The 25,617-nt window shown below is 62.1% G+C and carries 28 protein-coding genes and 1 tRNA gene; 17 read left to right on the forward strand and 12 right to left on the reverse strand.

The features are described from left to right. Window positions 1-78 precede the first annotated feature (78 nt). From osmF to NKJ55_RS07320, 4 genes are read left to right on the forward strand one after another with little or no spacing between them, the layout of a single operon-like run. Window positions 79-990: a glycine betaine ABC transporter substrate-binding protein OsmF gene (gene osmF, locus NKJ55_RS07305; RefSeq protein WP_352449308.1), complete on the forward strand. Its 912-nt coding sequence runs from the start codon at window positions 79-81 to the stop codon at window positions 988-990. A gap of 43 nt (window positions 991-1,033) precedes the next feature. After that, window positions 1,034-2,209, forward strand: a complete 1,176-nt coding sequence (locus tag NKJ55_RS07310; RefSeq protein WP_352449309.1) for an ABC transporter permease — start codon at window positions 1,034-1,036, stop codon at window positions 2,207-2,209. After that, window positions 2,206-3,144, forward strand: a complete 939-nt coding sequence (locus tag NKJ55_RS07315; RefSeq protein WP_352449310.1) for an ABC transporter ATP-binding protein — start codon at window positions 2,206-2,208, stop codon at window positions 3,142-3,144. The genes NKJ55_RS07310 and NKJ55_RS07315 overlap by 4 nt, the downstream gene beginning before the upstream one ends. Further along, window positions 3,141-3,890, forward strand: coding sequence for an ABC transporter permease (locus tag NKJ55_RS07320; RefSeq protein WP_352449311.1), 750 nt, complete (start codon window positions 3,141-3,143; stop codon window positions 3,888-3,890). Before NKJ55_RS07315 ends, NKJ55_RS07320 begins: the two co-directional genes overlap by 4 nt. A gap of 25 nt (window positions 3,891-3,915) precedes the next feature. Here the strand turns inward: NKJ55_RS07320 and NKJ55_RS07325 are convergent, their stop codons facing one another. Further along, entirely contained in the window at window positions 3,916-4,149 is a 234-nt protein-coding gene (locus tag NKJ55_RS07325) for a hypothetical protein (protein ID WP_352449312.1), read from the reverse strand. A 79-nt stretch (window positions 4,150-4,228) separates the two neighbouring features. Between NKJ55_RS07325 and NKJ55_RS07330 the strand changes: the two genes are divergently transcribed. Both NKJ55_RS07330 and NKJ55_RS07335 read left to right on the forward strand, forming a co-directional pair. Beyond that, complete coding sequence (locus tag NKJ55_RS07330) at window positions 4,229-4,729, forward strand: DUF2165 family protein (RefSeq protein WP_352449313.1); 501 nt, start codon at window positions 4,229-4,231, stop codon at window positions 4,727-4,729. A 251-nt stretch (window positions 4,730-4,980) separates the two neighbouring features. Continuing rightward, window positions 4,981-7,122 carry a sodium-translocating pyrophosphatase gene (locus tag NKJ55_RS07335; RefSeq protein WP_352449314.1) on the forward strand — a complete coding sequence of 714 codons (2,142 nt, stop codon included), beginning with the start codon at window positions 4,981-4,983 and terminating at the stop codon, window positions 7,120-7,122. 124 nt (window positions 7,123-7,246) lie between these two features. On the opposite strand, the gene NKJ55_RS07340 is transcribed toward NKJ55_RS07335, so the two are convergent. Beyond that, window positions 7,247-7,780 (reverse strand): outer membrane protein assembly factor BamE, encoded by a 534-nt coding sequence (locus NKJ55_RS07340; RefSeq protein WP_352449315.1) that lies wholly within the window; start codon window positions 7,778-7,780, stop codon window positions 7,247-7,249. Window positions 7,781-7,894: 114 nt separating this feature from the next. On the opposite strand from NKJ55_RS07340, the gene NKJ55_RS07345 reads away from it, so the two are divergent. From NKJ55_RS07345 to NKJ55_RS07375, 7 genes are all read left to right on the forward strand, one after another. After that, on the forward strand, window positions 7,895-8,434 hold the full coding sequence (locus tag NKJ55_RS07345; RefSeq protein ID WP_023674506.1) for a ubiquinol-cytochrome C chaperone family protein: 540 nt from the start codon (window positions 7,895-7,897) through the stop codon (window positions 8,432-8,434). Between the two features lie 40 nt (window positions 8,435-8,474). Beyond that, window positions 8,475-9,023: a YceD family protein gene (locus NKJ55_RS07350; protein ID WP_352449316.1), complete on the forward strand. Its 549-nt coding sequence runs from the start codon at window positions 8,475-8,477 to the stop codon at window positions 9,021-9,023. A gap of 123 nt (window positions 9,024-9,146) precedes the next feature. Beyond that, window positions 9,147-10,217 carry a phosphate acyltransferase PlsX gene (gene plsX / locus NKJ55_RS07355; RefSeq protein WP_352449317.1) on the forward strand — a complete coding sequence of 357 codons (1,071 nt, stop codon included), beginning with the start codon at window positions 9,147-9,149 and terminating at the stop codon, window positions 10,215-10,217. 9 nt (window positions 10,218-10,226) lie between these two features. Continuing rightward, window positions 10,227-11,198: a beta-ketoacyl-ACP synthase III gene (locus tag NKJ55_RS07360; protein WP_023674509.1), complete on the forward strand. Its 972-nt coding sequence runs from the start codon at window positions 10,227-10,229 to the stop codon at window positions 11,196-11,198. A 105-nt stretch (window positions 11,199-11,303) separates the two neighbouring features. Then, window positions 11,304-11,627: an integration host factor subunit alpha gene (locus tag NKJ55_RS07365; RefSeq protein WP_023717292.1), complete on the forward strand. Its 324-nt coding sequence runs from the start codon at window positions 11,304-11,306 to the stop codon at window positions 11,625-11,627. 245 nt (window positions 11,628-11,872) lie between these two features. After that, window positions 11,873-12,415: a MerR family transcriptional regulator gene (locus NKJ55_RS07370; RefSeq protein WP_023674511.1), complete on the forward strand. Its 543-nt coding sequence runs from the start codon at window positions 11,873-11,875 to the stop codon at window positions 12,413-12,415. A 74-nt stretch (window positions 12,416-12,489) separates the two neighbouring features. After that, window positions 12,490-12,831 carry a hypothetical protein gene (locus tag NKJ55_RS07375; RefSeq protein ID WP_023674512.1) on the forward strand — a complete coding sequence of 114 codons (342 nt, stop codon included), beginning with the start codon at window positions 12,490-12,492 and terminating at the stop codon, window positions 12,829-12,831. Between the two features lie 126 nt (window positions 12,832-12,957). On the opposite strand, the gene NKJ55_RS07380 is transcribed toward NKJ55_RS07375, so the two are convergent. Beyond that, the gene (locus tag NKJ55_RS07380) at window positions 12,958-13,149 is read right to left on the reverse strand and encodes a hypothetical protein (RefSeq protein ID WP_023674514.1); all 192 of its coding nucleotides are present in this window, start codon (window positions 13,147-13,149) and stop codon (window positions 12,958-12,960) included. A gap of 317 nt (window positions 13,150-13,466) precedes the next feature. Between NKJ55_RS07380 and NKJ55_RS07385 the strand changes: the two genes are divergently transcribed. Continuing rightward, the gene (locus NKJ55_RS07385; protein WP_352449318.1) at window positions 13,467-13,745 is read left to right on the forward strand and encodes a helix-turn-helix domain-containing protein; all 279 of its coding nucleotides are present in this window, start codon (window positions 13,467-13,469) and stop codon (window positions 13,743-13,745) included. A gap of 119 nt (window positions 13,746-13,864) precedes the next feature. Continuing rightward, complete coding sequence (locus tag NKJ55_RS07390; protein ID WP_352449319.1) at window positions 13,865-14,323, forward strand: YbaK/EbsC family protein; 459 nt, start codon at window positions 13,865-13,867, stop codon at window positions 14,321-14,323. A gap of 38 nt (window positions 14,324-14,361) precedes the next feature. On the opposite strand, the gene NKJ55_RS07395 is transcribed toward NKJ55_RS07390, so the two are convergent. The 7 genes from NKJ55_RS07395 to NKJ55_RS07425 form a co-directional block, all read right to left on the reverse strand. Then, window positions 14,362-14,556, reverse strand: coding sequence for a hypothetical protein (locus tag NKJ55_RS07395; protein WP_023674517.1), 195 nt, complete (start codon window positions 14,554-14,556; stop codon window positions 14,362-14,364). A 147-nt stretch (window positions 14,557-14,703) separates the two neighbouring features. Beyond that, complete coding sequence (locus NKJ55_RS07400) at window positions 14,704-14,937, reverse strand: hypothetical protein (RefSeq protein ID WP_352449320.1); 234 nt, start codon at window positions 14,935-14,937, stop codon at window positions 14,704-14,706. Window positions 14,938-15,722: 785 nt separating this feature from the next. Further along, window positions 15,723-15,799: transfer RNA gene (locus tag NKJ55_RS07405), tRNA-Pro, on the reverse strand. Window positions 15,800-15,835: 36 nt separating this feature from the next. Next, a complete protein-coding gene (locus NKJ55_RS07410) occupies window positions 15,836-17,125 on the reverse strand; it encodes an O-antigen ligase family protein (protein ID WP_352449321.1) in 1,290 nt (429 codons plus the stop codon). Continuing rightward, window positions 17,122-18,657, reverse strand: coding sequence for an undecaprenyl-phosphate glucose phosphotransferase (locus NKJ55_RS07415; protein ID WP_352449322.1), 1,536 nt, complete (start codon window positions 18,655-18,657; stop codon window positions 17,122-17,124). Before NKJ55_RS07415 ends, NKJ55_RS07410 begins: the two co-directional genes overlap by 4 nt. A gap of 116 nt (window positions 18,658-18,773) precedes the next feature. Beyond that, a complete protein-coding gene (locus NKJ55_RS07420) occupies window positions 18,774-19,898 on the reverse strand; it encodes a glycosyltransferase family 4 protein (RefSeq protein ID WP_352449323.1) in 1,125 nt (374 codons plus the stop codon). 12 nt (window positions 19,899-19,910) lie between these two features. After that, window positions 19,911-20,474 (reverse strand): polysaccharide biosynthesis/export family protein, encoded by a 564-nt coding sequence (locus NKJ55_RS07425; RefSeq protein WP_023674625.1) that lies wholly within the window; start codon window positions 20,472-20,474, stop codon window positions 19,911-19,913. 255 nt (window positions 20,475-20,729) lie between these two features. Here NKJ55_RS07425 and NKJ55_RS07430 point away from each other — a divergent pair, with 255 nt between their 5' ends. Beyond that, window positions 20,730-22,979, forward strand: coding sequence for a GumC family protein (locus NKJ55_RS07430; protein WP_352449324.1), 2,250 nt, complete (start codon window positions 20,730-20,732; stop codon window positions 22,977-22,979). Between the two features lie 23 nt (window positions 22,980-23,002). Here the strand turns inward: NKJ55_RS07430 and NKJ55_RS07435 are convergent, their stop codons facing one another. Then, a complete protein-coding gene (locus NKJ55_RS07435; RefSeq protein ID WP_352449325.1) occupies window positions 23,003-24,232 on the reverse strand; it encodes a GNAT family N-acetyltransferase in 1,230 nt (409 codons plus the stop codon). A gap of 90 nt (window positions 24,233-24,322) precedes the next feature. On the opposite strand from NKJ55_RS07435, the gene NKJ55_RS07440 reads away from it, so the two are divergent. After that, window positions 24,323-25,381, forward strand: coding sequence for a polysaccharide deacetylase family protein (locus NKJ55_RS07440; RefSeq protein ID WP_352449326.1), 1,059 nt, complete (start codon window positions 24,323-24,325; stop codon window positions 25,379-25,381). On the opposite strand, the gene NKJ55_RS07445 is transcribed toward NKJ55_RS07440, so the two are convergent. Continuing rightward, window positions 25,378-25,605 carry a DUF2842 domain-containing protein gene (locus NKJ55_RS07445; protein WP_023674629.1) on the reverse strand — a complete coding sequence of 76 codons (228 nt, stop codon included), beginning with the start codon at window positions 25,603-25,605 and terminating at the stop codon, window positions 25,378-25,380. The two genes, NKJ55_RS07440 and NKJ55_RS07445, sit on opposite strands and share 4 nt — an antisense overlap. Window positions 25,606-25,617: the final 12 nt, after the last annotated feature.

Below are 25,617 nucleotides of genomic sequence, written 5' to 3' on the forward strand. Positions count from 1 at the left end.
CCGTGTACCCCGACGGGGCATCGAAGCCATGCTCATATGCGGCAGCCGTATTCCGGTTCACAGCAAGGGATTTGTGAGATGTTTTCAATCAAGATTCTGGCCGGCGCTGTACTAGCGCTCGGAATTGCGTTGGCCTCGGCGAGTGCCCAGGTGGTGGTGTCGTCGAAGATCGACACCGAGGGCGGTGTGCTCGGCAATATCATCCAGCTGGTGCTGAACGCCAATAATATCCAGACCACCGACCGCATCCAACTCGGCGGCACGCCCGTGGTACGCAAGGCGATTACAGCCGGCGAGATAGACATCTATCCGGAATACACCGGCAACGCCGCCTTCTTCTTCGAGAAGGCCGACGATCCGGTGTGGAAAGACGCCGCCAAGGCCTACGAGACTGCCAAGAAGCTCGACTACGACGCCAACAAGATCGTCTGGCTGTCACCGTCACCGGCCAACAACACCTGGGCGATCGCCCTGCGCAAGGAGGTCGCCGATACCAATAAGCTCGTCACCCTTTCCGACTTCGGCAAATATGTCTCGGGCGGCGGCAAGGTGGTGCTGGCGGCCTCCGCCGAGTTCGTCAATTCGGCGGCCGCGCTGCCCGCTTTCCAGAAGACCTATGGCTTCACGCTGAAGCCGGACCAGTTGATCACGCTGTCGGGCGGCGACACGGCGGCCACCATTGCCGCTGCGGCCAACCAGACCAACGGCGCCAACGCCGCCATGGTCTACGGCACCGACGGCGGCATCGCGCCCTCCGGCCTCGTCGTGCTTGGGGACGACAAGGGTGTGCAGCCGGTCTACCAGCCGGCGCCGATCATCCGCGAGGCGGTGCTGAAGGAGCATCCCGAAATCGAGACGCTGCTGAAGCCGGTGTTCGCCAAGCTCGATCTCGTCACGTTGCAGGAGTTGAACGGCCGCGTGCAGGTCGGCGGCGAGCCGGTCAAGGGCGTCGCCGAGGACTTTTTGAAAAAGAACGGCTTCCTGAAGTAAGGCGATTCCGGCGCTCCGCTTTCGAGGTGCGCCGGATCGGCCGATGGGGGAGGGCGTGCGCATCCGGTTCGACAAGCTCGGCGTGGTCATCGCGGCGATATCAGCCTATGCGGCTTTTGCGGCACCATTCGCCACGTTCCGCGCCAATCGCATCGTACCCGGCGAGTCGCGCTCGATCCTCGAATCTTTGCCTGCGACGGTCGGTCCGCTGTTGATGGCGATTGTCGTCGCAGCGGCGCTCATTGCGCTGCTGAAAACGCCGCTTGTTCTGCGCCTCGCCGCCAGTGTGGTTGCGCTTGCGGCGCTGGCGCTGCTGATCGGCGTCGCCGGCAGTTTCCTGACACCTGCCGGCAACACCTTCGCCCGTATCTCGCCGGCTTCGGGCTTTTGGCTGCTTATCTTCGCCTTCACGCTTCTGCTCGCCGACGTGCTTACGCGGCTGAACCTGTCGCCGCAGGCACGGATCGGCGTGCTTGTTGTCGCCGCCGCGGCGATCGGGCTGCTGCTCGTCTCGGGAAGCTGGAACAGCCTGTCGATCCTCAAGGAATATTTCAATCGCTCCGATAGTTTTTGGGCGGAAGGCTCCAAGCATGTGACGCTGGCGCTGGGTTCGCTGGCGGCAGCGGTGATTATCGGCCTGCCGCTCGGCATCCTCTGCCATCGCGTCGAGAAATTGCGGGCCGGCGTGCTCAACGTGCTGAACATCATCCAGACCATTCCTTCGATCGCGCTGTTCGGCCTCTTAATCGCACCGCTCGGCTGGGTAGCTTCGCATGTGCCGGGTGCTGCCGCGCTCGGCATCCGCGGCATCGGCACAGCGCCGGCTTTCGTCGCCCTGTTCCTCTATTCACTGCTGCCGGTAGTGGCCAACACCGTGGTCGGCCTTGCCGGTGTGACGCGTGCCGCCAACGACGCAGCGCGCGGCATGGGCATGACCGACCGCCAGCGGCTGTTCGGCGTCGAGTTTCCGCTGGCTTTCCCGGTGATCCTCACCGGCATCCGCATCGTGCTGGTGCAGAATATCGGCCTCGCCACAATTGCCGCGTTGATCGGCGGCGGCGGCTTTGGCGTGTTCGTATTCCAGGGGGTCGGCCAGACGGCGATGGACCTGGTGCTGCTCGGTGCTGTTCCGACGGTGGTGCTGGCCTTCGCCGCTGCCATCATCCTCGATGCAGTGATCGAAATGAGCGCCAGCAAGCGCAGGGTTGAAACGGCATGATCGAGATCGAAGGCATCACCAAGCGCTACGGCGAGACGACAGTCGTCGACGACGTGTCGATAGTAATCGAGCCGCGCAGCATCGCCGTCATCGTCGGCACCTCCGGCTCCGGCAAGACGACGCTGCTTCGCATGATAAACCGGCTGGTCGAGCCGACATCGGGCATGATCAAGCTCGATGGCGTCGACAACCGCTCGGTCCCGGATTATGAGCTGCGTCGCAGCATCGGCTATGCCATCCAGGGCCACGGGCTGTTTCCGCATCGCACGGTGGCGCAGAACATCGCCACTGTGCCGGTATTGCTCGGCTGGGACGCCAACCGCATCAAGGCCCGCGTCGACGAGCTGATGACGCTATACCAGCTCGACCCGCAAGCCTACGGGCCACGCTATCCGCATGAGCTTTCCGGCGGTCAGCAGCAGCGCGTCGGCGTCGCCCGGGCGCTTGCCGCGGAACCCAACGTGCTGTTGATGGATGAGCCGTTCGGCGCGCTCGATCCGATCATCCGCAACAAGGCGCAGGAGGATCTGCTGGCGATCCAGAAACGCTTCGGCACCACCATCATCCTCGTCACCCATGACATGGAAGAGGCCGTTCACATGGGCGACAAGATCGCGGTGATGGATGGCGGCAAAGTAGTGCAATATGCCGCGCCGGCCGAGATACTGGCGAAACCGGCCAGCGCGTTTGTCGAGACCCTGGTTGGCGCCAGTGAAAAACCGTTCCGGCTGTTGTCGCTTGGCCGGGTGCGCGACGCGGTGGAAAAAGGCACGGCCGAAGGCGAGGCGATCCCCGGTGACGCCAGCCAACGCGACGCGCTCGCCGAACTCCTGTGGTCGGGCCGCCCGGCACTTCCGGTGAAGGATACCGACGGCAAGCCGCTTGGCCGCGTCACTGTGGACGGGCTGGTTAAGCGCGCGGCGAGGCCGGCATGAAAGCCTGGCTTCCCTCGCTGCTCAGGCTTGCCCTGGTGGTGGTGCTTATTGCCTTCGTCACCAATCCCGGCTGGTTCGAACCGCTGCTGAAGCCGCTGACAGAGAACAACGCGCCGGTAATCTACAATCAGGGCAGCCTTTTGACGTTGACGCTGCTGCATCTGCGGACCGTGCTGATCGCGACCGTTGCCGCGACGGTCGTTGCGGTCGCGCTCGCCATTCTGGTCACCAGGCCAGCCGGCGCCGAATTCCTGCCGCTGTCGCGCAGCCTGGTCAATATCGGCCAGACCTTTCCGCCGGTTGCGGTGCTGGCGCTTGCCGTGCCGGCCGTCGGCTTTGGCGAAAAGCCGACGCTGATTGCGCTGTTTCTCTACGGACTGCTGCCGATCTTCGAGAATGCGCTGACCGGCCTGACGACGCTGCCGGCCAACGTAGTCGAGGCGGCGCGTGGCGCCGGCATGACCGGTTGGCAAAGACTGGTCAAGGTCGAGCTGCCGCTCACCGCGCCGATCATTCTCGGTGGTATCCGGCTGTCGGTGGTGATCAGCCTCGCCACCGCGACCATCGGCTCGACGGTAGCGGCGAGGACACTGGGCGAGGTGATCATCGCAGGCCTGCTGTCCAACAACCTCGCCTTCATCCTGCAGGGTGGCCTGATCGTCGCCGCCCTTGCCGTGCTGATCTATGACGGGCTGTCAGCGGTCGAGCGCTACACGGCTCGGCGCATGGGACGCGAGGCCGAGTAACCTCTCGGGGCGAAGTTCGTTTCTTTCAGTGGCCCGTTGAACGCGCTGGATGATCGAGCGTCAGTTCCAGCGTTGTGCTCGTCTCGCCGGTGATCCAGCGGCGGCGGATGATGGCGAAGTCGTGCTGTGTGTCGGCTCTAACCACAGAGACCAAGTCGCCCACCGCGCAATCACTGTCGAGATCGAGGGCTTCGACAGTCTCGGCAATGTCTTGCTTGCCGGCATAATGTCTCGCAATGGCTGTGAGCACGATGATCACTGGCCCACCCGTTGCGCGATCTTCGGGACTCGGTGATTGATGAGTGCGATGCCCCGATCTTTCAGCAGGAGTTCTTGCCATGACCGCGCGTTTCTCCAAGATCGTCATGTGTTTGTGTCTGGCGGCTTTCGCCTTCCTCGTCGCCTTCGGCAACATCACCGATTACGGCTCAAACTTCGCCTTTGTCCAGCATGTGCTGAGCATGGACACGACCTTTCCCGGCAATGCACTGATGTACCGCTCGATCACCAACCCGTCGCTGTGGACGGCTGGCTACTGGCTGATCATCATTGGCGAGGCGCTGACCTGCCTGCTTTACCTAATCGCCGCCTGGCAACTCTGGCAGGCGCGCAACGCCAGCGGACAGGCTTTCAACGATGCCAAGAAGTTCGCCATCATTGCCGCCACAATGGGCTTCTTCGTTTGGTATTTCGGCTTCATGGTCGTTGGCGGCGAGTGGTTCGCCATGTGGCAGTCTTCGACTTGGAATGGTCAGGAGGCGGCGTTCAAATTCTACATCACCATGCTGCTGGTGCTGGTCTTCGTCGTCCAGCCGGACGGCGACCCGCGTAAAGCCTGACCACTGTTCGCCGATTTCAACCGATCTAACCGGATGGCAGTGTCGACAGGCGCTGCCGTCCAGCCTTTTGGGCGAAACCCGGGATCTTTTGGGCGAAAGCCGGACAGGAACGGAACAATATCTTGACGTTCCGAGCCCTGTTTCGCATAAGCCGCTGCGAAGGGACGGATTCCGGTTGCGGAAAATTCGTCCCCTGTCTCAACGGCCCGGGGAGGGGTTCTTTTGGGCCACCAATCGAGGAAAATTCGGCAATGACCATAATTTCAGCTGTCATCGCCTGCGGTCTGCTTTCAGTCCTTTACGCCATCTGGGCGACACGTTCGGTCCTCGCGGCCGATCAGGGCAATGCACGCATGCAGGAAATTTCCGCGGCCATCCGCGAAGGCGCTCAGGCTTATCTGGCGCGCCAGTACACCACCATCGCCATCGTCGGCGTCGTGGTCCTGCTGCTTGCCTGGTGGCTGCTTTCGATCACCGCGGCCATCGGCTTCCTGATCGGCGCCGTTCTATCGGGTGCCGCTGGCTTCATCGGCATGCACGTCTCGGTGCGCGCCAATGTGCGCACCGCGCAGGCGGCTTCCAACAGCCTCGCTGCCGGTCTCGAGATCGCCTTCAAGTCGGGCGCCATCACTGGCATGCTGGTTGCTGGCCTGGCCCTGCTCGGCGTCTCGATCTACTACCTGATCCTGACCCAGTTCATGGGTCTGCAGCCAAACGATCGCGTCGTCATCGACTCGCTTGTTTCGCTCGGCTTCGGCGCCTCGCTGATCTCGATCTTCGCCCGTCTCGGCGGCGGCATCTTCACAAAAGGCGCCGACGTCGGCGGCGATCTTGTCGGCAAGGTTGAAGCCGGCATTCCCGAGGACGATCCACGCAATCCGGCCACCATTGCCGACAACGTCGGCGACAATGTCGGCGATTGCGCCGGCATGGCCGCCGACCTGTTCGAGACCTATGCGGTGACCGTGGTCGCCACCATGGTCCTCGCCGCCATCTTCTTCGGTGGCACCGACGTTCTCGGCGCGGCCATGCTCTATCCGCTGGCCATCTGCGGCGCCTGCATTCTCACCTCGATCGTCGGCACTTTCTTCGTCAAGCTCGGTTCCAGCGGCTCAATCATGGGTGCGCTCTATAAGGGCCTGATCGTCACCGGCCTGCTGTCAATTGTCGGCCTTGCCGTGGCCACCTCGGCATGCATCGGCTGGGGTGAGATCGGCACCGTCGCCGGCATGACCATCACCGGCACGAACCTGTTCATCTGCGGCCTTGTCGGCCTTGCGGTGACCGGACTCATCGTGGTGATCACCGAATATTATACCGGCACCAACAAGCGTCCGGTGAACTCCATCGCCCAGGCCTCGGTCACCGGTCACGGCACCAATGTCATCCAGGGCCTCGCGGTCTCGCTGGAAGCGACGGCGTTGCCGGCGATCGTCATCGTCGGCGGCATCATCTCGACATACCAGCTCGCCGGCCTCTACGGCACGGCGATCGCGGTGACGACGATGCTTGGCCTCGCCGGCATGATCGTCGCGCTCGATGCCTTCGGCCCGGTCACCGACAATGCCGGCGGCATTGCCGAAATGGCCGGCCTACCCAAGGAAGTGCGCCAGTCAACCGACGCGCTCGACGCTGTCGGCAACACCACCAAGGCGGTAACCAAGGGCTACGCCATCGGTTCGGCTGGCCTCGGCGCGCTGGTGCTGTTCGCGGCCTACTCTAACGACCTGAAGTTCTTTGCCGCCAATGGCGACAAATACCCCTACTTCCAGGGTATGGGCGACGTCTCCTTCGATCTCTCCAATCCTTACGTCGTCGCCGGCCTGATCTTCGGTGGCCTGATCCCGTATCTGTTCGGCGGCATCGCCATGACCGCCGTCGGCCGCGCCGCGGGTGCTATCGTCCAGGAGGTGCGCAAGCAGTTCCGGGAGGATCCGGGCATCATGGCCGGCACCTCGAAGCCGAACTATGCGCGCGCCGTCGACCTTCTGACCAAGGCAGCGATCCGGGAGATGATCGTTCCGTCATTGCTGCCGGTGCTGGCGCCGCTGGTGGTCTATTTCGGCGTCCTCCTGATCTCCGGTTCGAAGGCATCCGCCTTTGCCGCGCTTGGCGCCTCGCTGCTCGGCGTCATCGTCAACGGCCTGTTCGTCGCCATCTCGATGACCTCCGGCGGCGGCGCCTGGGACAACGCCAAGAAGTCGTTCGAAGATGGTTTCGTCGACAAGGACGGCCTCAAGCACCTCAAGGGCTCCGAAGCGCACAAGGCTTCGGTGACCGGCGACACGGTCGGCGATCCCTACAAGGATACTGCCGGCCCAGCGGTCAACCCGGCGATCAAGATCACCAACATCGTCGCGCTGCTGTTGCTGGCCGTTCTCGCGCACGGCTAAGCTCGGTCGCTATGGCCTTAAGACAAAAACCCGCGGGATCGCTCCCGCGGGTTTTTCATTGCCTGAGATATGCCGCTTACAGGGAAGCGAAAGGAACGGAAGGAAGCCGACACCCTCGGGTGGATCAGGAGCCGCCGAGCGTGCTGCCGCCGCTGGCGCCGGGAACACCAGGCGCCAGCTTGCTGGCGCCACTGATGATCTGGCTGAGGAAGTTCTGGTCCTTGCCGCCGGTCGGCGTGGTGCGCGAGATGAAGTCGAACACCTTGCCGTCCTTCAAGCCGTAATTGGCGATCTGGGTGACGCGCCCGTCATCGCCAAAATAGACCGCCAGCACATGCTGGTCGACCAGCCGCGGCTTGTCGAAGGCGACATAGCGCTTGCGCGTCTGAGAAATGTAATAAAAGGCCTCGTTATCGAAGGTCGCCTTCGTCGAGGGAGTGCCGAGCGCCAGCAGCACCTGTTCGCGGCTTGAGCCGACCGGCACCAGGTCGATCGCCTGCTGGTCGATGACGTAGCCTTGCGTCAGCGTCTCGCTCGGATTGAGATCGCCGATCATCTTAGACGAATTGCAGGCGGAAAGCGCCGCAGCGATCACCAGCAGCGAAACCGCACCGCCGGGCCTGGGCAGGAAAGTCGACTTGAATTTCAGCGCGCGCAACTACAACTCCATAAGCTGGCCGCAACTTGCGCTGGGCCGCAAAACCGGTAAACCAGCTTGCTTGCCGATGCAACAAGGCCACTTCAACAAACGGTCCCGGGAGACCACCCTCAAATGTTCCAGCGCCTCTTTGGCCGCGAAAGACATGCCAACCGCGCCATCACCGAGGCGCTTTACGCACAAATCGTGGCGGCGGCGCGGCAAACGGTGTTTTATTCCGCCTGGAACGTGCCGGACACGCCGCTCGGCCGCTTCGAGATGCTGTCGTTGCACATGTTCCTGTTCCAGCACCGGTTGCGCGGCGAGGGCGGTGCTGCGGCAGAGGTTGCGCAGGTGCTGATCGACGAGTTCTTCATGGATGTCGAACATTCGTTGCGTGAATTGGGCATTGGCGACGTCGGCGTGCCGAAGCGAATGCGGAAACTGGCGAAGATGTTCTATGGCCGTACCGCCGCCTATGATGATGCGCTGCAACGAAATGACCATGATGCACTCGCCGCCGCCCTTGCCCGCAATGTCAGGCCGGATGCCGGCGCCTGGCCGCAAGCGTCGCAACTGGCACTCTATGCCGCCGATGCATCAAGGCAACTCGCGGAACAGCCGACCGAATCAATCGTTTCCGGAACGGTGGCATTTCCCGTGGCCAACGCTTGAGCGACGGCAGGCCGATGAAGGTGGCGAAGTGGAGGCGAAGATGAAACACCCTGATACCCACAGCCCAGTGTCATTCCTGGCAAATGTCGCCCGGCTGCCGCAAAAGGGGCTGCCGGTGGTCATCGATGCCGACGCTGGGCAGCGCGCCCTGCTGGCCGTCGAGCACGAGCTGCTTTCGGTCGAGAACTATCGCGCCGAACTCCTGGTCGAGCCCTGGAAGCGCAACGGGGTGAAAGTCAGCGGCCATGTCGAGGCCGATATAACGCAGGCCTGTATCGTCACCCTCGACCCGGTCGAGGCGCATATCGATGAGGCGGTCGAAGCGCTGTTCCTGCCGGAGCAATCCAAGCTCGGGCGGCAAGGTTTCGACGGCGGCGGTGAGATCCTGCTCGACGTCGAAGGCCCGGACAGCCCGGAAACCTTTTCCGGCGATGCGATCGACGTCGGGGCGCTTGCCGAGCAGTTCTTTGGCTTGGCGATCGATCCATATCCGCGCAAGCCGGGTGTATCGCTGGAGGCCGCCGGCGATGCCGAGCCTGTGGAGAATGAATTCCAGCAAAAGCTCAGATCACTGTTGGGAAAATCCTGATAGCTGACCCAATTTGAGAAAAGTTGGTTGTGCGGCAGCCCAAAACCGTTATTTTCGCCGAACCTTCGCGAGCCCCGCACCTTGGCAAGCCCGCTGGCCAAGCAACCGTGAGATGAACACCGCGTGATCAGGATTTCCATCGATGCCATGGGCGGCGATCACGGGCCAAGCGTGGTCATCCCGGCGCTCATGACTGTCGCCACCCGCCGTCCGGATATACGCTTCGTCATTTATGGGCGCGAAGAAGTGGTACGGCCCGAACTCGCGAAATTCCCCAAGCTAGCGGAAGTGAGCGAGTTCATCCACTGCGAGATCGCAGTGCGGATGGACGACAAGCCGAGCCAGGCGCTGCGCCATGGCCGCTGGAAGTCATCGATGTGGAAGGCCGTCGAGGCGGTCAAGGCAGGCACTGCCGACGCCTGCATCTCGGCCGGCAATACCGGCGCGCTGATGGCAATGTCCAGATTCTGCCTTCGCACCATGGCGACCATCGATCGCCCGGCAATCGCGGCGCTCTGGCCGACATTGCGCGGCGAGAGCGTGGTGCTGGACGTCGGCGCCACCATTGGCGCGGATGCGCATCAACTGGTTGATTTTGCCATTCTGGGCACCGGCATGGCGCGCTCGGTTTTCGGCATCGAACGGCCGAGCGTCGGCCTGCTCAATGTCGGCGTCGAGGAGATCAAGGGCCAGGAAGAGGTCAAGGAGGCGGGTCGTATGTTGCGCGAGGCCAACATGGCCTCGATGAACTACCACGGCTTTGTCGAGGGTGACGACATCGGCAAGGGCAGTGTCGACGTCGTCGTTACCGAAGGATTTGCCGGCAACATCGCGCTGAAGACGGCGGAAGGCACCGTCAGGCAGATCGCCGGCTATCTGCGCGCGGCGATGAACCGGACGCTGATGGCCAGGATCGGCTATATCTTCGCCAAGACCGCCTTCGATCGCCTGCGCGAGAAGATGGATGTCGGCCGCTCCAATGGCGGCGTCTTCCTCGGATTGAACGGCATCGTGGTGAAAAGCCATGGCGGGGCTGATTCGGATGGCTTCGCGGCGGCGATCGAGCTTGGCTACGACATGGTGCGCAACAATCTGCTTGACCGCATCGAAGCCGATCTCGACCTGTTCCATGCCCGCAATCCGAATGCCCAGACAATCCGGAAATCCGACGTCGTCATCGACGCAAAGGAATAGGAAAGAGCATTGATCAGATCAGTCGTGCGCGGCACGGGCGCCGCGCTGCCCCGCCGCATTATGAAGAATGCCGATTTCGAAGGCATGGTCGAGACGTCGGACGAGTGGATCGTCCAGCGCACCGGCATTCGCCAGCGCCACATTGCGGCCGACGACGAGACGACGGCCTCGCTGGGCGAGGCGGCAGCGCGCGCAGCCCTCGACAGCGCCGGCCTGACGGCTGACGACATCGACCTGATCGTGCTGGCGACCTCGACGCCCAACAACACCTTTCCCGCGACCGCGGTCGAGATCCAGAACCGGCTCGGCATGCACCACGGTTTTGCCTTCGACCTGCAGGCGGTCTGCTCCGGCTTCGTCTATGCAGTGACGACCGCCGACCTCTATATCCGCGGCGGCTTGGCCAGACGGGTACTGGTGATCGGCTCGGAAACATTTTCGCGTATTCTCGACTGGAACGACCGCTCGACCTGCGTTTTGTTCGGCGACGGCGCCGGCGCGATGGTGCTGGAAGCAGGCACGGGGGCAGGCGGCATCGCCGACCGAGGCGTTCTGGCGGCCAGCCTGCGCTCCGACGGCATCCACAAGGACAAGCTTTTTGTCGACGGTGGGCCGTCGACCACCGGAACGGTCGGGCACCTCAGGATGGAAGGCCGCGAAGTGTTCAAGCATGCGGTCGGCATGATCACCGACGTCATCGAGGCGACGTTCGCACAGGCCGGCATCGGCGCCGCCGATCTCGACTGGTTCGTGCCGCATCAAGCCAATAAACGAATTATTGACGCTTCGGCCAAAAAGCTCGGGATAGAGGAGCGGAAGGTGGTGGTGACCGTCGATTTGCACGGTAATACCTCGGCGGCTTCCGTGCCGCTGGCACTGTCCGCAGCCGTCGCCGACGGTCGCATCAAAAAGGGTGACCTGGTACTGCTCGAGGCGATGGGCGGCGGCTTCACCTGGGGTGCCGTCCTGCTCCGCTGGTAAGTGCCGAACTATCGGGTTCGGGTCCCTTGACCTTGACGGATCAATTACTTAGGTTCTGCCGTTGCTTGTATCGATTTATGTTTTTGAGCTGATGGGACGGTTCGTATGGGGGGAAAGACACTTACGCGCGCCGACCTCGCCGAAGCCGTTTACCGCAAGGTTGGGCTGTCGCGTACTGAATCGGCCGAGCTTGTCGAGGCGGTGCTGAATGAGATCTGCGAGGCGATCGTTCGCGGCGAGACGGTGAAGCTGTCGTCCTTCGCGACCTTCCACGTGCGCTCCAAAAACGAGCGCATCGGGCGCAATCCCAAGACCGGTGAGGAAGTGCCGATCCTGCCGCGCCGGGTGATGACCTTCAAGTCGTCGAACGTGCTGAAGAATCGTATCCTGCGCTCCCATCAAAACAGCAAAGCCAAGGGCAGCAAGTAGCCGCCCAATCCCCCTTTGCCAAGAATCATGCTCCAGGCTTCGGTTGAAAAGCGAACCCTGCTTTTGCGCCGGGCTTGAATATTGTTTCATAAACCGCTGAAATAAGATGCGATTCGGTACGCCGGATCGGTATTTGGGTGTGATCCGTTCCGGCGGGACGGAAAGCTGCTCTCCTTGTTAAGCGTGATGTCGCCCGAACCCGGTTCCCGCCTTTCGCGATCATGCTCTAGCGTGAGGATTCGCCCATGGACAAGAGCCCTGATGCTTTCCGCACCATCAGCGAGGTCGCGGAGGATCTGGATTTGCCGCAGCACGTGCTGCGCTTCTGGGAGACGCGTTTCAACCAGATCAAGCCGATGAAGCGCGGCGGCGGCCGCCGCTACTACCGTCCGCAGGACGTAGAACTGATCAAGGGTATTCGTCATATGCTCTACGACCAGGGCTATACGATCAAGGGCGTGCAGAAGCTGTTGCGCGAGAACGGCAACCAGTTTCTGATCGCCGTCGGCAGTGGCGACATGGCGGCGGTCGAGGCGATCTCGCAGCGCCGACAGGCCGACACGGTACCGCTGACGCAAGCGGCGCAGCCGCGCGGCCCGGACGACGAAATGCTGGTTGGCCAGCCGAGGGTGAAACCCAGCCGTCGTTTTTTCGGTATAGGCAAGACCGACGAGGAAGGTCCGGTTCCGCCGGACACGTCAAAACTTTCCCGTGACAATCGCGCATTGCTGCAGGAGGCGCTGTTCGACCTCCTGGAATGCAAGCGCCTGCTCGATCAGGTTCGCTAGAGCCCGCCGGGCTGACCGGAACGGTCTTCAGGGTCATGCGTTAGGCTTCCTTCTACAGATGAAGGAAGCACGTCATGGCATCGCTTTCGAGCATCTCCGACACCGATCTGGACAAACAGGTCGCGGCCCTGACCAGGGAACTGGCCACCTTGAAGAAAGCCGTGTTAAAGCGGGGCGGCGCCTTTTACGAAGACGGGCGCGATACCGCGTCGGATTATTATTCGGATATCACTGAGCGCCTCGGCGACGCCTTGCCGGCAATCAGAAGGCAAGGCCGGGCGATCGAGAAGACCGCCCGAGATCACCCGGCGACGGCGGCCGCTGTCGGGCTGGTTCTGGTCGGGCTCGTCGCCAGTCTGTTCCTCGGCGGCCGGCAGCAACAAGCACCGCGAGCGCGTTCAAGATCGGCACGTTGAGATAAGCAAATGGCGGTGGTCAGCGGACCGCCGCCATTTTTCGCCGACACGGAAAGCCCGGCAAGCGCGCCGCCCTTGATCAAGCACCAGAACGCCTGATTGCGGGTTGTTCGCCCGAGGGTGTTTTCAGTACTTCTTCGCGACAACCTTCTTGTGATGGTGGCGGTAGTGGTGGACGCGGTGATGGTAGTGATGGCGGTGATGCTTCTTGACGGTGGTGTGCATCGTCGTTGCATTCGCGCTGCTTGCGCCGATGATCGGCATCGAGAGGGCAAGTGCGATTGCAAGTCCAAGGGCGGAGAGAAGAGGCTTCTTCATGACATCGTTTCCTTTTTGCGCAGCCGGAATTTGAGCGTCACTGATTCAGGTCGGTGACTCGAGCGCTGCGGTTGGGACTATCGCCTTGGAGTTTTTCGGCAGTTTTTCCGGCCTGTAGAATTTTGTTTCCGAACTGTGTCTGCTGACGATCCGGCCAGATGTCGGCGCGCCGGCATCCGCCATTCATTCCGGCGTCGGTTCACGATGCCGTGACGCTATCTTTGATGCTTGGCAAATCACCGGCGAGCGGGCATTCTCCCGATCGTCTCAGGCAACAACATGATTTGATCTAACTCTTTCATCCCACGGAGTTGCCAATGCCCCAAATAGCAAAACGCGAACCTTACTCCGAACTCGCGGCGAGCGCGGTTACGCCTGAACGCAGTGCCGTCCGAACCGCCCGGGAAGCCCGTGGATACAGCATCGAAGAGCTGTCCCTGGCGTGCGGGCTGGCAGCCTATGAGATTGCCGACATTGAAAGCGGCAAGGATGCCGATCCCTCGAAACGTCGGCGTATTGCCTCCGCGCTTCAACTTCCGGAAAGCGCTCTGTTTGACGAAGTCGTGTTGTCTGCCAAAAGGCGATCCGTGTCGTAGCGGCGTGCCATGCTTTTATTCCACGAGCTCGCCATGGGTCGCCCTGGCGGGCTTCGTTTTTTCGGCCACGTAGTGGACTTGCCGGCCGTCACGGCGACGCCAGACGGAAATTGCTGGAGATGAGCCTCGAATCCGTTCGCGCCTTCTTCGCCGCACACGCGCCCGACATTGATGTCATCGTCACGGAGGCAAGCTCGGCGACGGTGCCTTTGGCCGCCGAAGCGCATGGCGTAGCGCCGGCGCAGATTGCCAAGACGATCTGCTTGCGCGCCGGCGACCAGACGATGCTGATCGTGGCCAGCGGGATCTCCAGGCTGGACAATCGCAAATTCAAGGATCGGTTTGGTGGCAAGGCGCGAATGCTGGACGCCGAGCAGGTGCTCGCCGCGACCGATCATCCCGTCGGTGGGGTGTGCCCGTTCGGCCTACCGGCGCCGCTCCCGGTCTACTGCGACATCTCGCTGCGCGCCTTTGACGAGGTCGTCCCGGCGGCAGGCGCGACGAATGCCGCCGTACGGCTCAGCCCGCAACGACTGGCCGAACTCGTCGACGCCGAGTGGGTGGATGTGTGCCAGTAGCCATTTATCCGGGTCGTGGGATCCGCTGAGCGTTACCGCTACTCGGTCTTCTGTGGCTCTTCTTTTTTGATCGTCTGAGCGTCCGTGACAGTCGACATATCGGCCTTCTCGACGCTTGCTGTCTTCGTCTGCGTGTCGACCGATGCCTGGACCTTGGAATGCGCGGGGCAATCCGCAGAGGCAGCTGATATGGACATGGTCAGTGCCGCGGCTATTGCGAGGAATGTCTTCATGATCATTCTCCTCTTTCGTTCGATGGGTAAAGTTAGCCCGTCTGGCACCGACCGCAAAATCACATTTGTTCACACGCGCTCCTGCGCACGCGGAAGCCGACGCTGGGCCAGCAATTCAAATGGTTGCGCGGATAGCCGCTTGCCGTATCAAAGCCCACTGGCTCCGGCCGGAGGATTTTTGGCGTTAAAGATCTCGCCGCTCAGAGCCAGTCTCAAATCTTCGGCGCTGAGCTGACCACTTTCAAATAAATCCATCACCCTGCGGCCGAGCAGTTCTCTGCCTGGATCTCCATCAGCGAGGCCTAGTTCACGGCATCGGGCATCGAGTGCCTTGGTCAACATGGTCAGATCGGCAGGACAGGCAACCCCTTGAAGCGACATTGCATCTCTCCCGGAAAGGGCGAAAGCGCGTGGCATCTTCGAAGCGTCCGCTCGCCCTTACAACTGCGGACGACGGCAATTCAACTACAGCCAACCTTTTTCGAACTCAACATTCAAACGTACCAAAACGCCGCGCGCTCCAATGGGAGGATCCTGCTACAATACGGTATGGCCGTCCGAATAGCGGTTGTCCTCGCGCTTCTTTTCGCCTTCGCCTACGGTTTCGCAAAACTCGCGGAACATTATCGCAGCGTTGGCGACAGGCCTTCTCCGTGTGAAGAATTGCCCTATCCTGATTGTCCTGACCAAAAAGCTCCTCCCCGGGAAGAAACTGAGCCTTGAGCGCGCGCCTGTTCAGGCCAGGCCAGCCGTCGGGATTAGTTCTTTCCAACCGACGGTTGGTGGACGCATTGCAGCTGATGCGCCTAGGGTTCACTTCGATCCGCGCGCACCGGGCATGCCCAACCCCCGAGTCACCCCTGCCTGATGCAAGGCGCCTGATCGAGTCCCGCCGTTCTGGCATGTGCGGCGGGACCTTTTCTTATTGAAGCTGGAATACGGGCTCACGATAAAGGTTGGCGTACGCAGCAAAGCTTACCTAGCCATTACCGCGCGGTTTCTCGGTGGGCTTCTGGCTAGACGCCAGCCTCCGTGCCTCGCGCACGAGTGATGCGTGATCGGTTTCCTCGATGAGATCACGCGCCTGCGTATGTTGCGCTGGCTGCAGTGCGGCTATGTCTGTACAGCCAGTTTGGGGGAAAACTGGCTAAGCCTTTGGATTTTAATGGTCGGAGTGGCCGGATTCGAACCGACGACCCCTTGACCCCCAGTCAAGTGCGCTACCGGGCTGCGCTACACTCCGGACCGGTCGCGATGTATCGTGATAGACCGGGTCCGGTCAACCGAATTCGGTTGCTGTCCTGCCTGAAGCAACCGCGACGGGGATTGCCGGTCGCTGCGCCGCCCGCAGCTGCCACTGGTGGCGGTATTCGAGCGCGATGGCACCCCAGATCAAGCCAAGCAGCAGGTAGACATGGCGCCAGTGGTCGATGTCGATGAAGGTGCCGAGCCCGATATTGCCGATGAAGGCGACGTAGGCGCATAGAAGATAAGGCTGCCACGGCCGGTCGCGCAGCAGAATGCGGAAGCCGGCGGCGATCGTCCAGCACGTCAGCGTCAGGAACGACACGAAGCCGAGCCAGCCGTAATCCATCAGCATCTTCAGCCAGATGTCGTGCGTGTCCTCGCCGAACATCTTGCCGAAGACGAGCGGGCCGATGCCGAACGGATGCTCCAGTGCCATCTGAAAGCCGATCGTATAGCGGGCGAAGCGGCCGAGCCGGGCGGTGTCGTAGCTTTGTTCGAGCTGTGCGCGGTTCGAGAACATCTCGGCGACGCCTGGCAGTTGCAGGATGACGATCATTGCGATGACCAGCAGTCCGACGGCGGCGATGGTCATGACGACGACGCGCAGCCTGAACTTGCCGCTGGCGCTCTGCAGGAACAAGGCACCGGTCAGCAGGATCGCCGAAACGGCGAACATGCCCCAGGCGCCGCGCGAAAAGGAAAAGAAGATGCCGGCGGTGATTATCAGCAACGGCACCGCCAATCGCGGCATGCGTGCGACCGAGCCGGTAAGCAGCAGGTAGAGCAGGTAGATGCCGGGCAGCACCAGGAACGGACCGAACACGTTCGGGTCCTGGAAGGCGCCGGCGGCACGGTCGTATTTGGTGAAGATCTCGGCTCCTGGAAAGGCATGGAAATAGCCGGCTATGCCGACCAGCGAAGTCAGCACTGCCGACACCACATAGGCGACGAAGATCACCCGGTAGAGACTGGGCCGGACGGCCGTTACCGAAGCGAAAAAAACCGCGGTTAGGGCCAGGAACAGCGAGACGGCGAGATAGAGCGGCGTGCCGGCGAGGTCCGACATCTGCGTCATCGAGATCATACCGCCGATGTTCATGATAACCAGCAGCACCAGAAGTGGCACCGCCGCGCGCTGTATACGCAGGCCGAACAAGGGCCACACCACGATCAGCCCGATCATATACAGGTCGTATGGCGCCGGCTCGGCAATGACGAAACCGGACAGGAAGACGCCGAGGAAAACCGCCCCCGACGCAATCAGTGCGATGAGCTTGGCGTTGACCGCCGCCGCCGGCAATTCATAGGCCGTCGCGCTCAATATGCGTTTTCCGTGTTGAGCAGTCGGATCGGCGTCAGGAACAGGATTTTGAGGTCGAACAAGAGCGACCAGTTCTCGATATAATAGAGGTCGTATTCCGTCCGCATGCGAATCTTCTCGTTGGTGTCCATCTCGCCGCGCCAGCCATTGATCTGCGCCCAGCCGGTCACACCGGGTTTGACCTTGTGGCGGGCGAAATAGCCGTCGACCACTTCATTGTAGAGGAGGTTGTGCGACTGCGCCGCAATGGCGTGCGGGCGCGGCCCGACCAGCGACAGCGAACCGAACAGCGAATTGAAGAACTGCGGCAGTTCGTCGATCGAGGTCTTGCGGATGAAGCGGCCGACGCGGGTGACGCGCGGATCGTTCTTGGTCACGGTCTGTTTGGCCGTCGGGTCCGCCTTGTCGGTATACATCGAACGGAACTTGTAGACGTCGATGATCTCGTTGTTGAAGCCGTGCCGCTTCTGATGGAACAGCACCGGCCCCTTGCTGTCGAGTTTGATCGCGATTGCGGTCGCCAGCATCACCGGCGAGAACACGATGATGCCGATGATCGAAAAGACAATGTCGAAGGCGCGCTTGGCGACTGAATCCCAGTCGTTGATCGGCTTGTCGAAGATATCGAGCATCGGCACCGAGCCGATGTAGGAATAGGCGCGCGGCCTGAACTGCAGCGCGTTCGAATGCGCCGATAGCCGGATGTCGACCGGCAGCACCCACAGCTTCTTCAATAACTGCAGCACGCGCGATTCGGCGGTCAGCGGCAGCGATACGATCAGCATGTCGATGCGCGCGATGCGGGCAAATTCGATGAGTTCGGAAATTGTACCGAGCTTGGGATAACCGGCGACAACCGGCGGCGACCGCTTGTCGCCGCGGTCGTCGAAAATGCCGCAGATGCGGATGTCGTTGTAGGGCTGCCTTTCGACCGAGCGGATCAATACCTCCGCCGCCTTGCCGCCGCCGACGATGACGGCGCGGCGCTCCATCCGCCCGTCGCGCGCCCAGCGCCGGATCAGCTTCGACATCACCAGTCGGAGACCCAGGATCAGCACGAAACCGACGACGAACCATGTGCCGAAGAGCAGGCGCGAATAGTCTTCCGACATTTTCATGGTGAAGGCGGTGAGCGCCATCAAGGCGAATGTTCCGGCCCAGACCAGCAGGAGACGGCCGAAATTGGCGATCGGCCGCATCAGCGCGACGATCTGGTAGCGGTCGGTGACGTCGAACAGAACGACCGCGAGGAACGAAGTGGCGGCGATCGTCAGTGAGTATTGCCAGGCAAGATAGTTGAAAAAGCCGACATAATAGAAATAGACGGCAAGACCTGAGACCAACAGCAGCGCGAATTCCACCATGCGCAGGACGCCGCTCACCATGATCGGCGACATCGTATCGCGCCGGTATTGCGAGGCGACCTGGCGGGCAACATCGTTCATGCCGCCGGCCGTATTGTTCTCGGCAGGGGCGTCGAATTTGCGCACCGCGTCTAGCGAAAAACGGCGCGCTGGGTCGATTTCGTTCATGGGGCGTCCGCAGGTTTCCCTCAGGTGAATAGCAAAAGAGAGCTAAGAAACCCTTGAAACAACAGATGGCTTTGGAGACGCTTTCACCAGGAGCAGCCCGGTGGAAACCCATTGCTCTATTTTTTGAGCGCGGCGAAATAGGCCTTTTCGATTTCGGCGGCCATTACATCGGCGCCGAAGCGTGCCTTGAGGTCGGCGAGGCCGGGCATCAGGCCTTTGTAGGTGTCGAGATCGGCCAATGCGGCGCTTATCTTGTCGCCAAGTTCGCGCGGGTCGGGCCGGATCAGGACAGGCGAGCCGGTGTCGAAGATTTCCGGTATGCCGCCGACCGCCGTCGCGATGATCGGCTTGCCGGCGGCGAGCGCTTCCAGAACTATATAGGGCATGGCTTCCGCGCGCGAGGGAACGACGACCAGTTCGGCCAGCCTGAAGGCGAGCCTGGCCGGCATCGGCGCCAGGAAGCTGACCTCGAGGCCGAGCTGATCTACCTGGGCGCGATAGCGCGCCAGGTCGTCGCCGTCGCCGACCATCAGCGCTTTCAATGGGCGGCCGAGCCGTGTCGCGGCTAGCCCCAGCGCATCGATGAAGATGTCCGGGCCCTTGAGATCGCGCATCATGCCGATATAGAGGAGGTCAACCGCATTGTGCTCGGTCCGCACCGGCTCGAACTCGGCGGCGCGCAGGCCGTTGTGGACGAGAGCGTTCGGAATGGGTGGCTCGCCGACCTTCCTGCGATAAGTCCGCCGCTCATAATCGGAAACAAACAGCAGGCAATCGGTGAAGCGAGCCATGAAGCGCTCGAGCGCGAAGAACAGCTTCCCCATGGCGGTGGTCTCGTCATAGTGAAGCGAGCCGCCATGCGGCGAATAAAGGCGGGCTACGCGAGACCTGGATACCCGCAACAATGAGCCGAACAGACGGGCATAGGCGCCACCTTTGGCGCCATGCCCGTGCAGCACGTCCGGCCGCAATTCTTTTATGATCCTGTAGGTGCGCCGGGCCGAGGCGAGATCGCCTGGCCCGACATGCCGCTGCATCGGGGTGCGGTGAATGCCGAGCGCCAGGCTGCCTTTCATCTGTTCGAACAGCCGTTCCTCGAAATCGCCGCCCGTCGTCGAATCGCAGACGATGCCGACGGCATGGCCGGCGGCGACCTGAGCCTCGGTCAGGTCGCGCACATGCCGGAAGATGCCTCCGACCGGTGAGCGAAAGCAGTGGACGATCCTGAGTGTGTCCGCCACTTTGTCAGCACATCAAAACAGGCGTTCGCGAACATAGACTGTATCGCCGGGCAGCAGCGGGTCGGAGGTCACCACGCGTCCGGTTATCACCTTGCCGTTGATGTCGCGGGTAATGTCGACGCTTTCCTGGTTGGCGCGTGGCGTGAACCCGCCGGCGATGGCGACGGCTTTCTGCACGGTTAGGCCTGGAACGTAGGAATACTGCCCCGCCGCACCCACTTCACCCATGACGAAGATCGGCCGGTAGCGATCGATTTCTACCGAAACATCGGGATCCCGCAAATAACCCTGGCGCAGTTTCTCGGCGATCTCGCTTTCAAGCTGTTGGGCGGTGTGGCCGCGCGCCGGCACGTTGCCGACGAGCGGCAGCGAGAGATAGCCGGACTGGTCGACACTGTAGGTATTGGTCAGTCCTTCCTGCTCGAACACGGTTACGCGGACGCGGTCGCCGGCGCCGAGGCGATAGGGCTGGTCGAGAACTTCATGGAATGCGGCCGGCGTCGGCCGGTAGCTGGAGCAGCCCGAAAGCATCGATACGGCAAGCAGCGCGCGGAAAAGGGGAGCAGTGCTTTTCATGAGCGGACACGTACCTTTGAATAGCCGGCGACTCTGCGGCAAACCTTAACGATCGAGCTCGGTTATCATCCTGTTAGGGTTAATGGCCGGTAAAGGCGCGCGGCCGATGCGGGCCGGATCGACGAATGCAGATGGTTTTCAGCCTCTTGTTTGCGGCTTGTTAATAGAGCCTGACAGGTTCTTACCGCGATATTAACGGCTGAGTTACCATAGTTGTTTACGGTGCATGCTGACTCAGTACCGGAGCAGGGATGCATGTCCGTTCAATCCGCGGCCGCAGATGTCGACGTCGATCTCAGGCAGCTTTTCGCCGGCCTGGCGCGAAACTGGCTGCGCATCCTTGTCGTCGCACTGGTTGTAACCGGTCTGGCCTTTGCGCTCGCCTGGCTTGCAACGCCCGAATACAAGGCGGCAGCCAAGCTGGAGATCGGGCCTCGAGAATCGGAGTTCACGCGGCCAGCCGGGGCCAACGGCAACGAGCGGTCGATTCCCGACGAAGAGGCTGTGGCCACCGAGGTCCAGATCATCTCGTCCCCCGACATCCTCAAGCAGGTGGCGGCGAAGCTCAACCTGGCGAAATTGCCCGAATTCGACGAGGCGCTGAAGATGTCGGCGCTGAGCCGCGCCCTTGTCCTTGTTGGCTTGAAAAGCGATCCGTTCGAGATTCCGCTGGAAGAGCGCGTGCTGGACGCAATGCATGAGAAGCTCAACGTCTATGGCGTTGAAAAAACCCGCGCGATCGCAATCGAGTTCTCGTCAGAGGATCCAAAGCTTGCCGCCGCGATCCCGAACGCCATTGCAAACGCCTATATCGCCTCCAAGGGCAATGCCAAGCTCGAATCGAATTCCGCCGCCACCGACTTTCTGGCGCCGGAAATCGCGGATCTGCAGAACCGGGTGAAGGAGGCGGAAGCCAAGGTTGCCGCATTCCGTGCGCAGTCCGATCTTTTGATGGGCGGCAACAATTCGGTGCTTGCCACCCAGCAGCTGTCCGAATTGTCGAGCGAACTGTCACGCGTGCGCGCCAATCGCGCTTCGGCGGAAGCGACCGCCGACAGCGTGCGCAGGGCGTTGCGCAATGGCGGCTCGCTGGATGCCGTTCCGGAGGTGTTGTCTTCCGAACTGATCCAGCGCCTACGCGAGCGGCAAGTCGAACTCAAGAACAACATCGCCGACCTTTCCACCACCTTGCTCGACAACCATCCGCGCATCCGCGCGCTGAAGTCGCAGCTCGCGGATCTCGACCGCCAGATCCGCAACGAAGCGGAAAAGATCATGAAAGGTCTGATGGCGCAGGCCGAGACGGCGAAGGCGCGAGAGGCTCAACTCGTGGCAGACGTCAACACGCTGAAGGCGGCGTCCGCCCGCGCCGGCGAAGAGCAGGTGGAACTCGATGCGCTGCAGCGTGATGCCGCGACCAAGCGTCAGCAGCTCGATCTCTATTCATCCAGCTATCTCCAGGCGGCCGCACGCAAGGATCGCAACTATCTGCCCGTCGACGCTCGCGTATTTTCGGAGGCCCAGGTGCCGGCCGAACCTTATTTCCCCAAGATTGGTCCGATTGTCAGTGCGGCCTTTGTCGGCTCGTTGCTCATCATGGCGATCGTCACGCTGCTGCAGGAACTGTTTTCCGGCCGCGCCATGCGTCCGGCCGCCGGTGCCCATTTCGACCGCATCGAGCAGGTTGCGATGCCGGCTGTCCAGGCCGAACGCGTGATGGCCGAGCCCGACCCGTCGGTTGGCCGGTCCGAACCGGCAGTCGTCGAGATCGATGAGGCCGACGACGACAATATCATTGAAAGCAAAGTGGAGCCGGAACCCGTCGCGGTGGCGGAAGCGGCTGCCGAGAAAATCGAACCGGAGTACTCTGAAATGGCCGCTGGAGACATTGAACCGGCACGTTCTATCCTCGGCGAGGTCGACATCGACAAGGCCGCGGAAAAACTGATCGCCACCGGTGCCGCCCGCGCCATATTCGTGTCGCCAGAAGGCGACGAGGCGGCTGCCTCGGCAGTGCTGGTGGCGCGCGCAGTCTCCGACGCCGGGCTTCGCGTGCTGCTGCTTGATCTCACCGCTTCGGGTGCCGCCTCGCGGCCGATGCTGGACAGCGGGCTGTTTCCGGGCATCACCGATCTGCTCGCCTCGCAAGCGCAGTTCAGCGATGTGATCCACCCCGATCTCTATTCGGACTGCCACGTTATTCCCGTCGGCACAGCCGATCCGGTCCGCGCCATGCGCGCCGCCGACCGGCTGCCGATCATCATGCAGTCGCTGACCACCGCCTATGATTTGGTCGTGGTCGAATGCGGACCGGCCGACGCGCAAGGCATCAGCCGCCTGGTGGGCGAGGGGACCGAGGTCTTGCTCTCCATGCTTGAGCCGGACGACGAGGTGACGCAGGCCGCGGTCGCGCTCATCGAGAGTGGCTATCCCGACCTGACGCTGGTCACGCCCATCGGCCATGTGGCGCCGGGCCCAATGCCGGGACGGCGCTCGGCCGCCTGAGGCAGTTTTCTCTCAAATCGAAATCAGCTGTCGTCTTCGCCTGCGGCCGGTGCTGTCCGCCCCACGGCTTTACGGCGCAGCAGCTTGGTCAGCTTCCAGACCATTGGGCTGTGCTTGATGAATGCCTTCAGGCGCGCGCCGTGCCTGAGCGCAAGCGCCAGCGCGCGACCTTTCGGCGTCAGCGGAACCAGGACCTCGAAATGCTGCGTTTCGACATCGCACCACAATCGCTTGTAGGGTTCGTCACCGACCGAGAAATCATAGATTTCGAAACCCGCGTCGCAGGCTTCCTGGATGTTGTCGAAGAACAGGAAGTCGCCCGGGCTGGTGTGGGCGAGGTCGTCCTCGGCGATCGCCCCGAATTCGCAGATCAGCCGCTTGCCCGAACGGCTCGAGCCGGTGACCGCACGAAGCTTGCCGGCGACTTCCAGTCCATGCAGGACGAAGGACGGGTTTTCCTCTTGAAGCGCCTCGGTAAACAGGGAGCGGAAAAAAGCGCGCACCTCCGCTTCACCGAAAACATTGGCGATGCCCATCTTGCGGAAGCGGAATTCCTTCATCTCGAAAAAGGCGTCGAGCAGCCTGTTCACCTCGTCCGCAGTCCTCGCCTCGATGCGGCGATGGCTGCCGACGGCCTCGAACTTGCGCGCCTGCGAGCGATGCTTCTTGCGCCTGCGCTTGCCGCTCACGCGGGTGAGCAGTGCATCAAACCCTCCCACAAGACCGGCAGCCAGCGACAGATTGGGGCTCGAAAAATGCGGCAAGGCGGAGAGCGGGTTGGCAACGCCGTCGAGATCGGGCAGCAGCCGCTCCAGCGCGACAAGATCGATGTCGCGCCGCGCCTTGGCAATCGCAGCCAGCATCGAACGGATCGCCGCGATATCGGCATTCGCCAGCCATTGCGGGTCGGCGGCGGCAAAATTGCCGTTTGCATGGCGGCCGCCCATGAACCGGGCGACGCGGAACGCTCCACTGCGAGTGACCTCCAGCGCCAGTGAGAAAACCGGCCTGTCCTCGGCGCGCAGCGTCGCAACGACAACGTCGGCGCCGGTATGTGCGGCCCAGTTCAGGATCCAGCCTGCGCTTTGCGCAGGGGCAAAAAGCGCCGAATGGCAGAATTCTGCGTACGCCGCCAACGCCGCACTATCGGCGACCGAGGTTGACAGGCCGGCTTTGCCGGCCGGCAAGGCACACGGCGACGCCTCGCTGCTTGCCAGCCGATTGCCGTCAAATGACGCGGTGGCGTCAACCATACCTCAATCCTTAGGGCGTATTCGTCGCGATTGGGGGTCCCGCGCAGGCGCATTCCATGCTTGATGAGCTTAGGCGCAAAAGGTGAATGAATGATCGACGGGGGCGAGGCAATCCGCAAACTGGCGCTCAATATCGCCCGCTATTCCGGTCTCGCGCCGCTGGCCAAGCCGTTTATCGGCGGCCTTGGCGCCATCCTGATGCTGCATCGGGTTACCGCGACGCCGGAAAAGCCGAACGGCGTCAACCGCCACTTGAACATCGCGCCCGGGTTTCTCGACACCGTGATCGCCGACATGAAGGCGAACGGCTACAGTTTCGTCACGCTTGACGAGGCGATCGAGCGCATCAAGGCTGGCGACAAGGACGGCCAGTTTGCGACAATCACCGCCGACGACGCCTATCGAGACAACATGACCGAGGCGCTGCCGGTGCTGGAGAAACACGGCGCGCCGATCACCATCTACGTCGCGCCGGGGCTGATCGACGGCGCTGCCGATTTGTGGTGGGACGTGGTCGAGGACATCGTCAATGCGCGCGATCGCCTGACGCTGACGACGCCGGATGGCCCGGTGACAATCGACTGCTCGAGTCCGGGAAAAAAGGTCCAGGCCAATGCGCGCCTGCACGCTCATCTGACGCTGAAGGTGCGCGAGCAGGACCAGCGTGCGGTGTTGCGGGATCTGGCGCGCTCGAACGGCATCGAGTTGGGTGGTCCGCGCCCGAGCACGCTGATGAACTGGGACGAGATCCGCACCATGGCCGGGCACCCGCTGGTGACGATCGGCGCACATAGCGTCAATCACTGCAATCTGAAGCGGCTTTCCGAGAGCGATGCGCGACATGAGATCGGCGACGTCAAGCGCATATTGCAGGCCAAACTCGGCGAGGAGCCGCGCCATTTCGCCTATCCCTACGGTTATGCCAGTGCCGTCGGCCGCCGCGAAGTAGGCCTAGTCCGCGATGCCGGCTACGCCTCGGCGGTGACGACCCGCCACGGCATACTCCGCGCCGAGCATGCCGGCTTCCTGCACGCCCTGCCGCGCATTTCGGTCAATGGCCGCTATCAGAGCGTTGCCCACATCCGAACAATGTTGTCGGGCGTGACGACGCCGCTGGCCAATGCCGGCAAGACGGTGGTGACGATCTAACTGTTGCCTCGCCCCTTCGGCCGCGGCTCCAGGATCAGCCATTTGATAATGCCCATCGCCGGCAGCACCCACAAAAGCCCGCTGAGCAGGAAGAAGATGAAGTGCGCCAGCGGCCCGGACTGCGACAATTGGGCGACCGCCACGATCGAGGCGACCAGCGCATAGACTATGACCAGCACTACCAGCAGGAAGCTTCCGATCAGCTTTTTCAGGCGAATGGGCATGGCGTGATCTCG

Origin of the sequence: Mesorhizobium sp. M0106 (genome assembly GCF_040322715.1) — a bacterium.
Lineage (GTDB): Bacteria > Pseudomonadota > Alphaproteobacteria > Rhizobiales > Rhizobiaceae > Mesorhizobium.

Coding starts and splice junctions, on each gene's coding strand:
- osmF (WP_352449308.1), top strand. CDS start 79: ATGTTTTCAATCAAGATTCTGGCCGGCGCTGTACTAGCGCTCGGAATT.
- NKJ55_RS07310 (WP_352449309.1), top strand. CDS start 1,034: ATGGGGGAGGGCGTGCGCATCCGGTTCGACAAGCTCGGCGTGGTCATC.
- NKJ55_RS07315 (WP_352449310.1), top strand. CDS start 2,206: ATGATCGAGATCGAAGGCATCACCAAGCGCTACGGCGAGACGACAGTC.
- NKJ55_RS07320 (WP_352449311.1), top strand. CDS start 3,141: ATGAAAGCCTGGCTTCCCTCGCTGCTCAGGCTTGCCCTGGTGGTGGTG.
- NKJ55_RS07330 (WP_352449313.1), top strand. CDS start 4,229: ATGACCGCGCGTTTCTCCAAGATCGTCATGTGTTTGTGTCTGGCGGCT.
- NKJ55_RS07335 (WP_352449314.1), top strand. CDS start 4,981: ATGACCATAATTTCAGCTGTCATCGCCTGCGGTCTGCTTTCAGTCCTT.
- NKJ55_RS07345 (WP_023674506.1), top strand. CDS start 7,895: ATGTTCCAGCGCCTCTTTGGCCGCGAAAGACATGCCAACCGCGCCATC.
- NKJ55_RS07350 (WP_352449316.1), top strand. CDS start 8,475: ATGAAACACCCTGATACCCACAGCCCAGTGTCATTCCTGGCAAATGTC.
- NKJ55_RS07365 (WP_023717292.1), top strand. CDS start 11,304: ATGGGGGGAAAGACACTTACGCGCGCCGACCTCGCCGAAGCCGTTTAC.
- NKJ55_RS07370 (WP_023674511.1), top strand. CDS start 11,873: ATGGACAAGAGCCCTGATGCTTTCCGCACCATCAGCGAGGTCGCGGAG.
- NKJ55_RS07375 (WP_023674512.1), top strand. CDS start 12,490: ATGGCATCGCTTTCGAGCATCTCCGACACCGATCTGGACAAACAGGTC.
- NKJ55_RS07380 (WP_023674514.1), bottom strand. CDS start 13,149: ATGAAGAAGCCTCTTCTCTCCGCCCTTGGACTTGCAATCGCACTTGCC.
- NKJ55_RS07385 (WP_352449318.1), top strand. CDS start 13,467: ATGCCCCAAATAGCAAAACGCGAACCTTACTCCGAACTCGCGGCGAGC.
- NKJ55_RS07390 (WP_352449319.1), top strand. CDS start 13,865: ATGAGCCTCGAATCCGTTCGCGCCTTCTTCGCCGCACACGCGCCCGAC.
- NKJ55_RS07395 (WP_023674517.1), bottom strand. CDS start 14,556: ATGAAGACATTCCTCGCAATAGCCGCGGCACTGACCATGTCCATATCA.
- NKJ55_RS07400 (WP_352449320.1), bottom strand. CDS start 14,937: ATGTCGCTTCAAGGGGTTGCCTGTCCTGCCGATCTGACCATGTTGACC.
- NKJ55_RS07415 (WP_352449322.1), bottom strand. CDS start 18,657: ATGAACGAAATCGACCCAGCGCGCCGTTTTTCGCTAGACGCGGTGCGC.
- NKJ55_RS07425 (WP_023674625.1), bottom strand. CDS start 20,474: ATGAAAAGCACTGCTCCCCTTTTCCGCGCGCTGCTTGCCGTATCGATG.
- NKJ55_RS07430 (WP_352449324.1), top strand. CDS start 20,730: ATGTCCGTTCAATCCGCGGCCGCAGATGTCGACGTCGATCTCAGGCAG.
- NKJ55_RS07435 (WP_352449325.1), bottom strand. CDS start 24,232: ATGGTTGACGCCACCGCGTCATTTGACGGCAATCGGCTGGCAAGCAGC.
- NKJ55_RS07440 (WP_352449326.1), top strand. CDS start 24,323: ATGATCGACGGGGGCGAGGCAATCCGCAAACTGGCGCTCAATATCGCC.
- NKJ55_RS07445 (WP_023674629.1), bottom strand. CDS start 25,605: ATGCCCATTCGCCTGAAAAAGCTGATCGGAAGCTTCCTGCTGGTAGTG.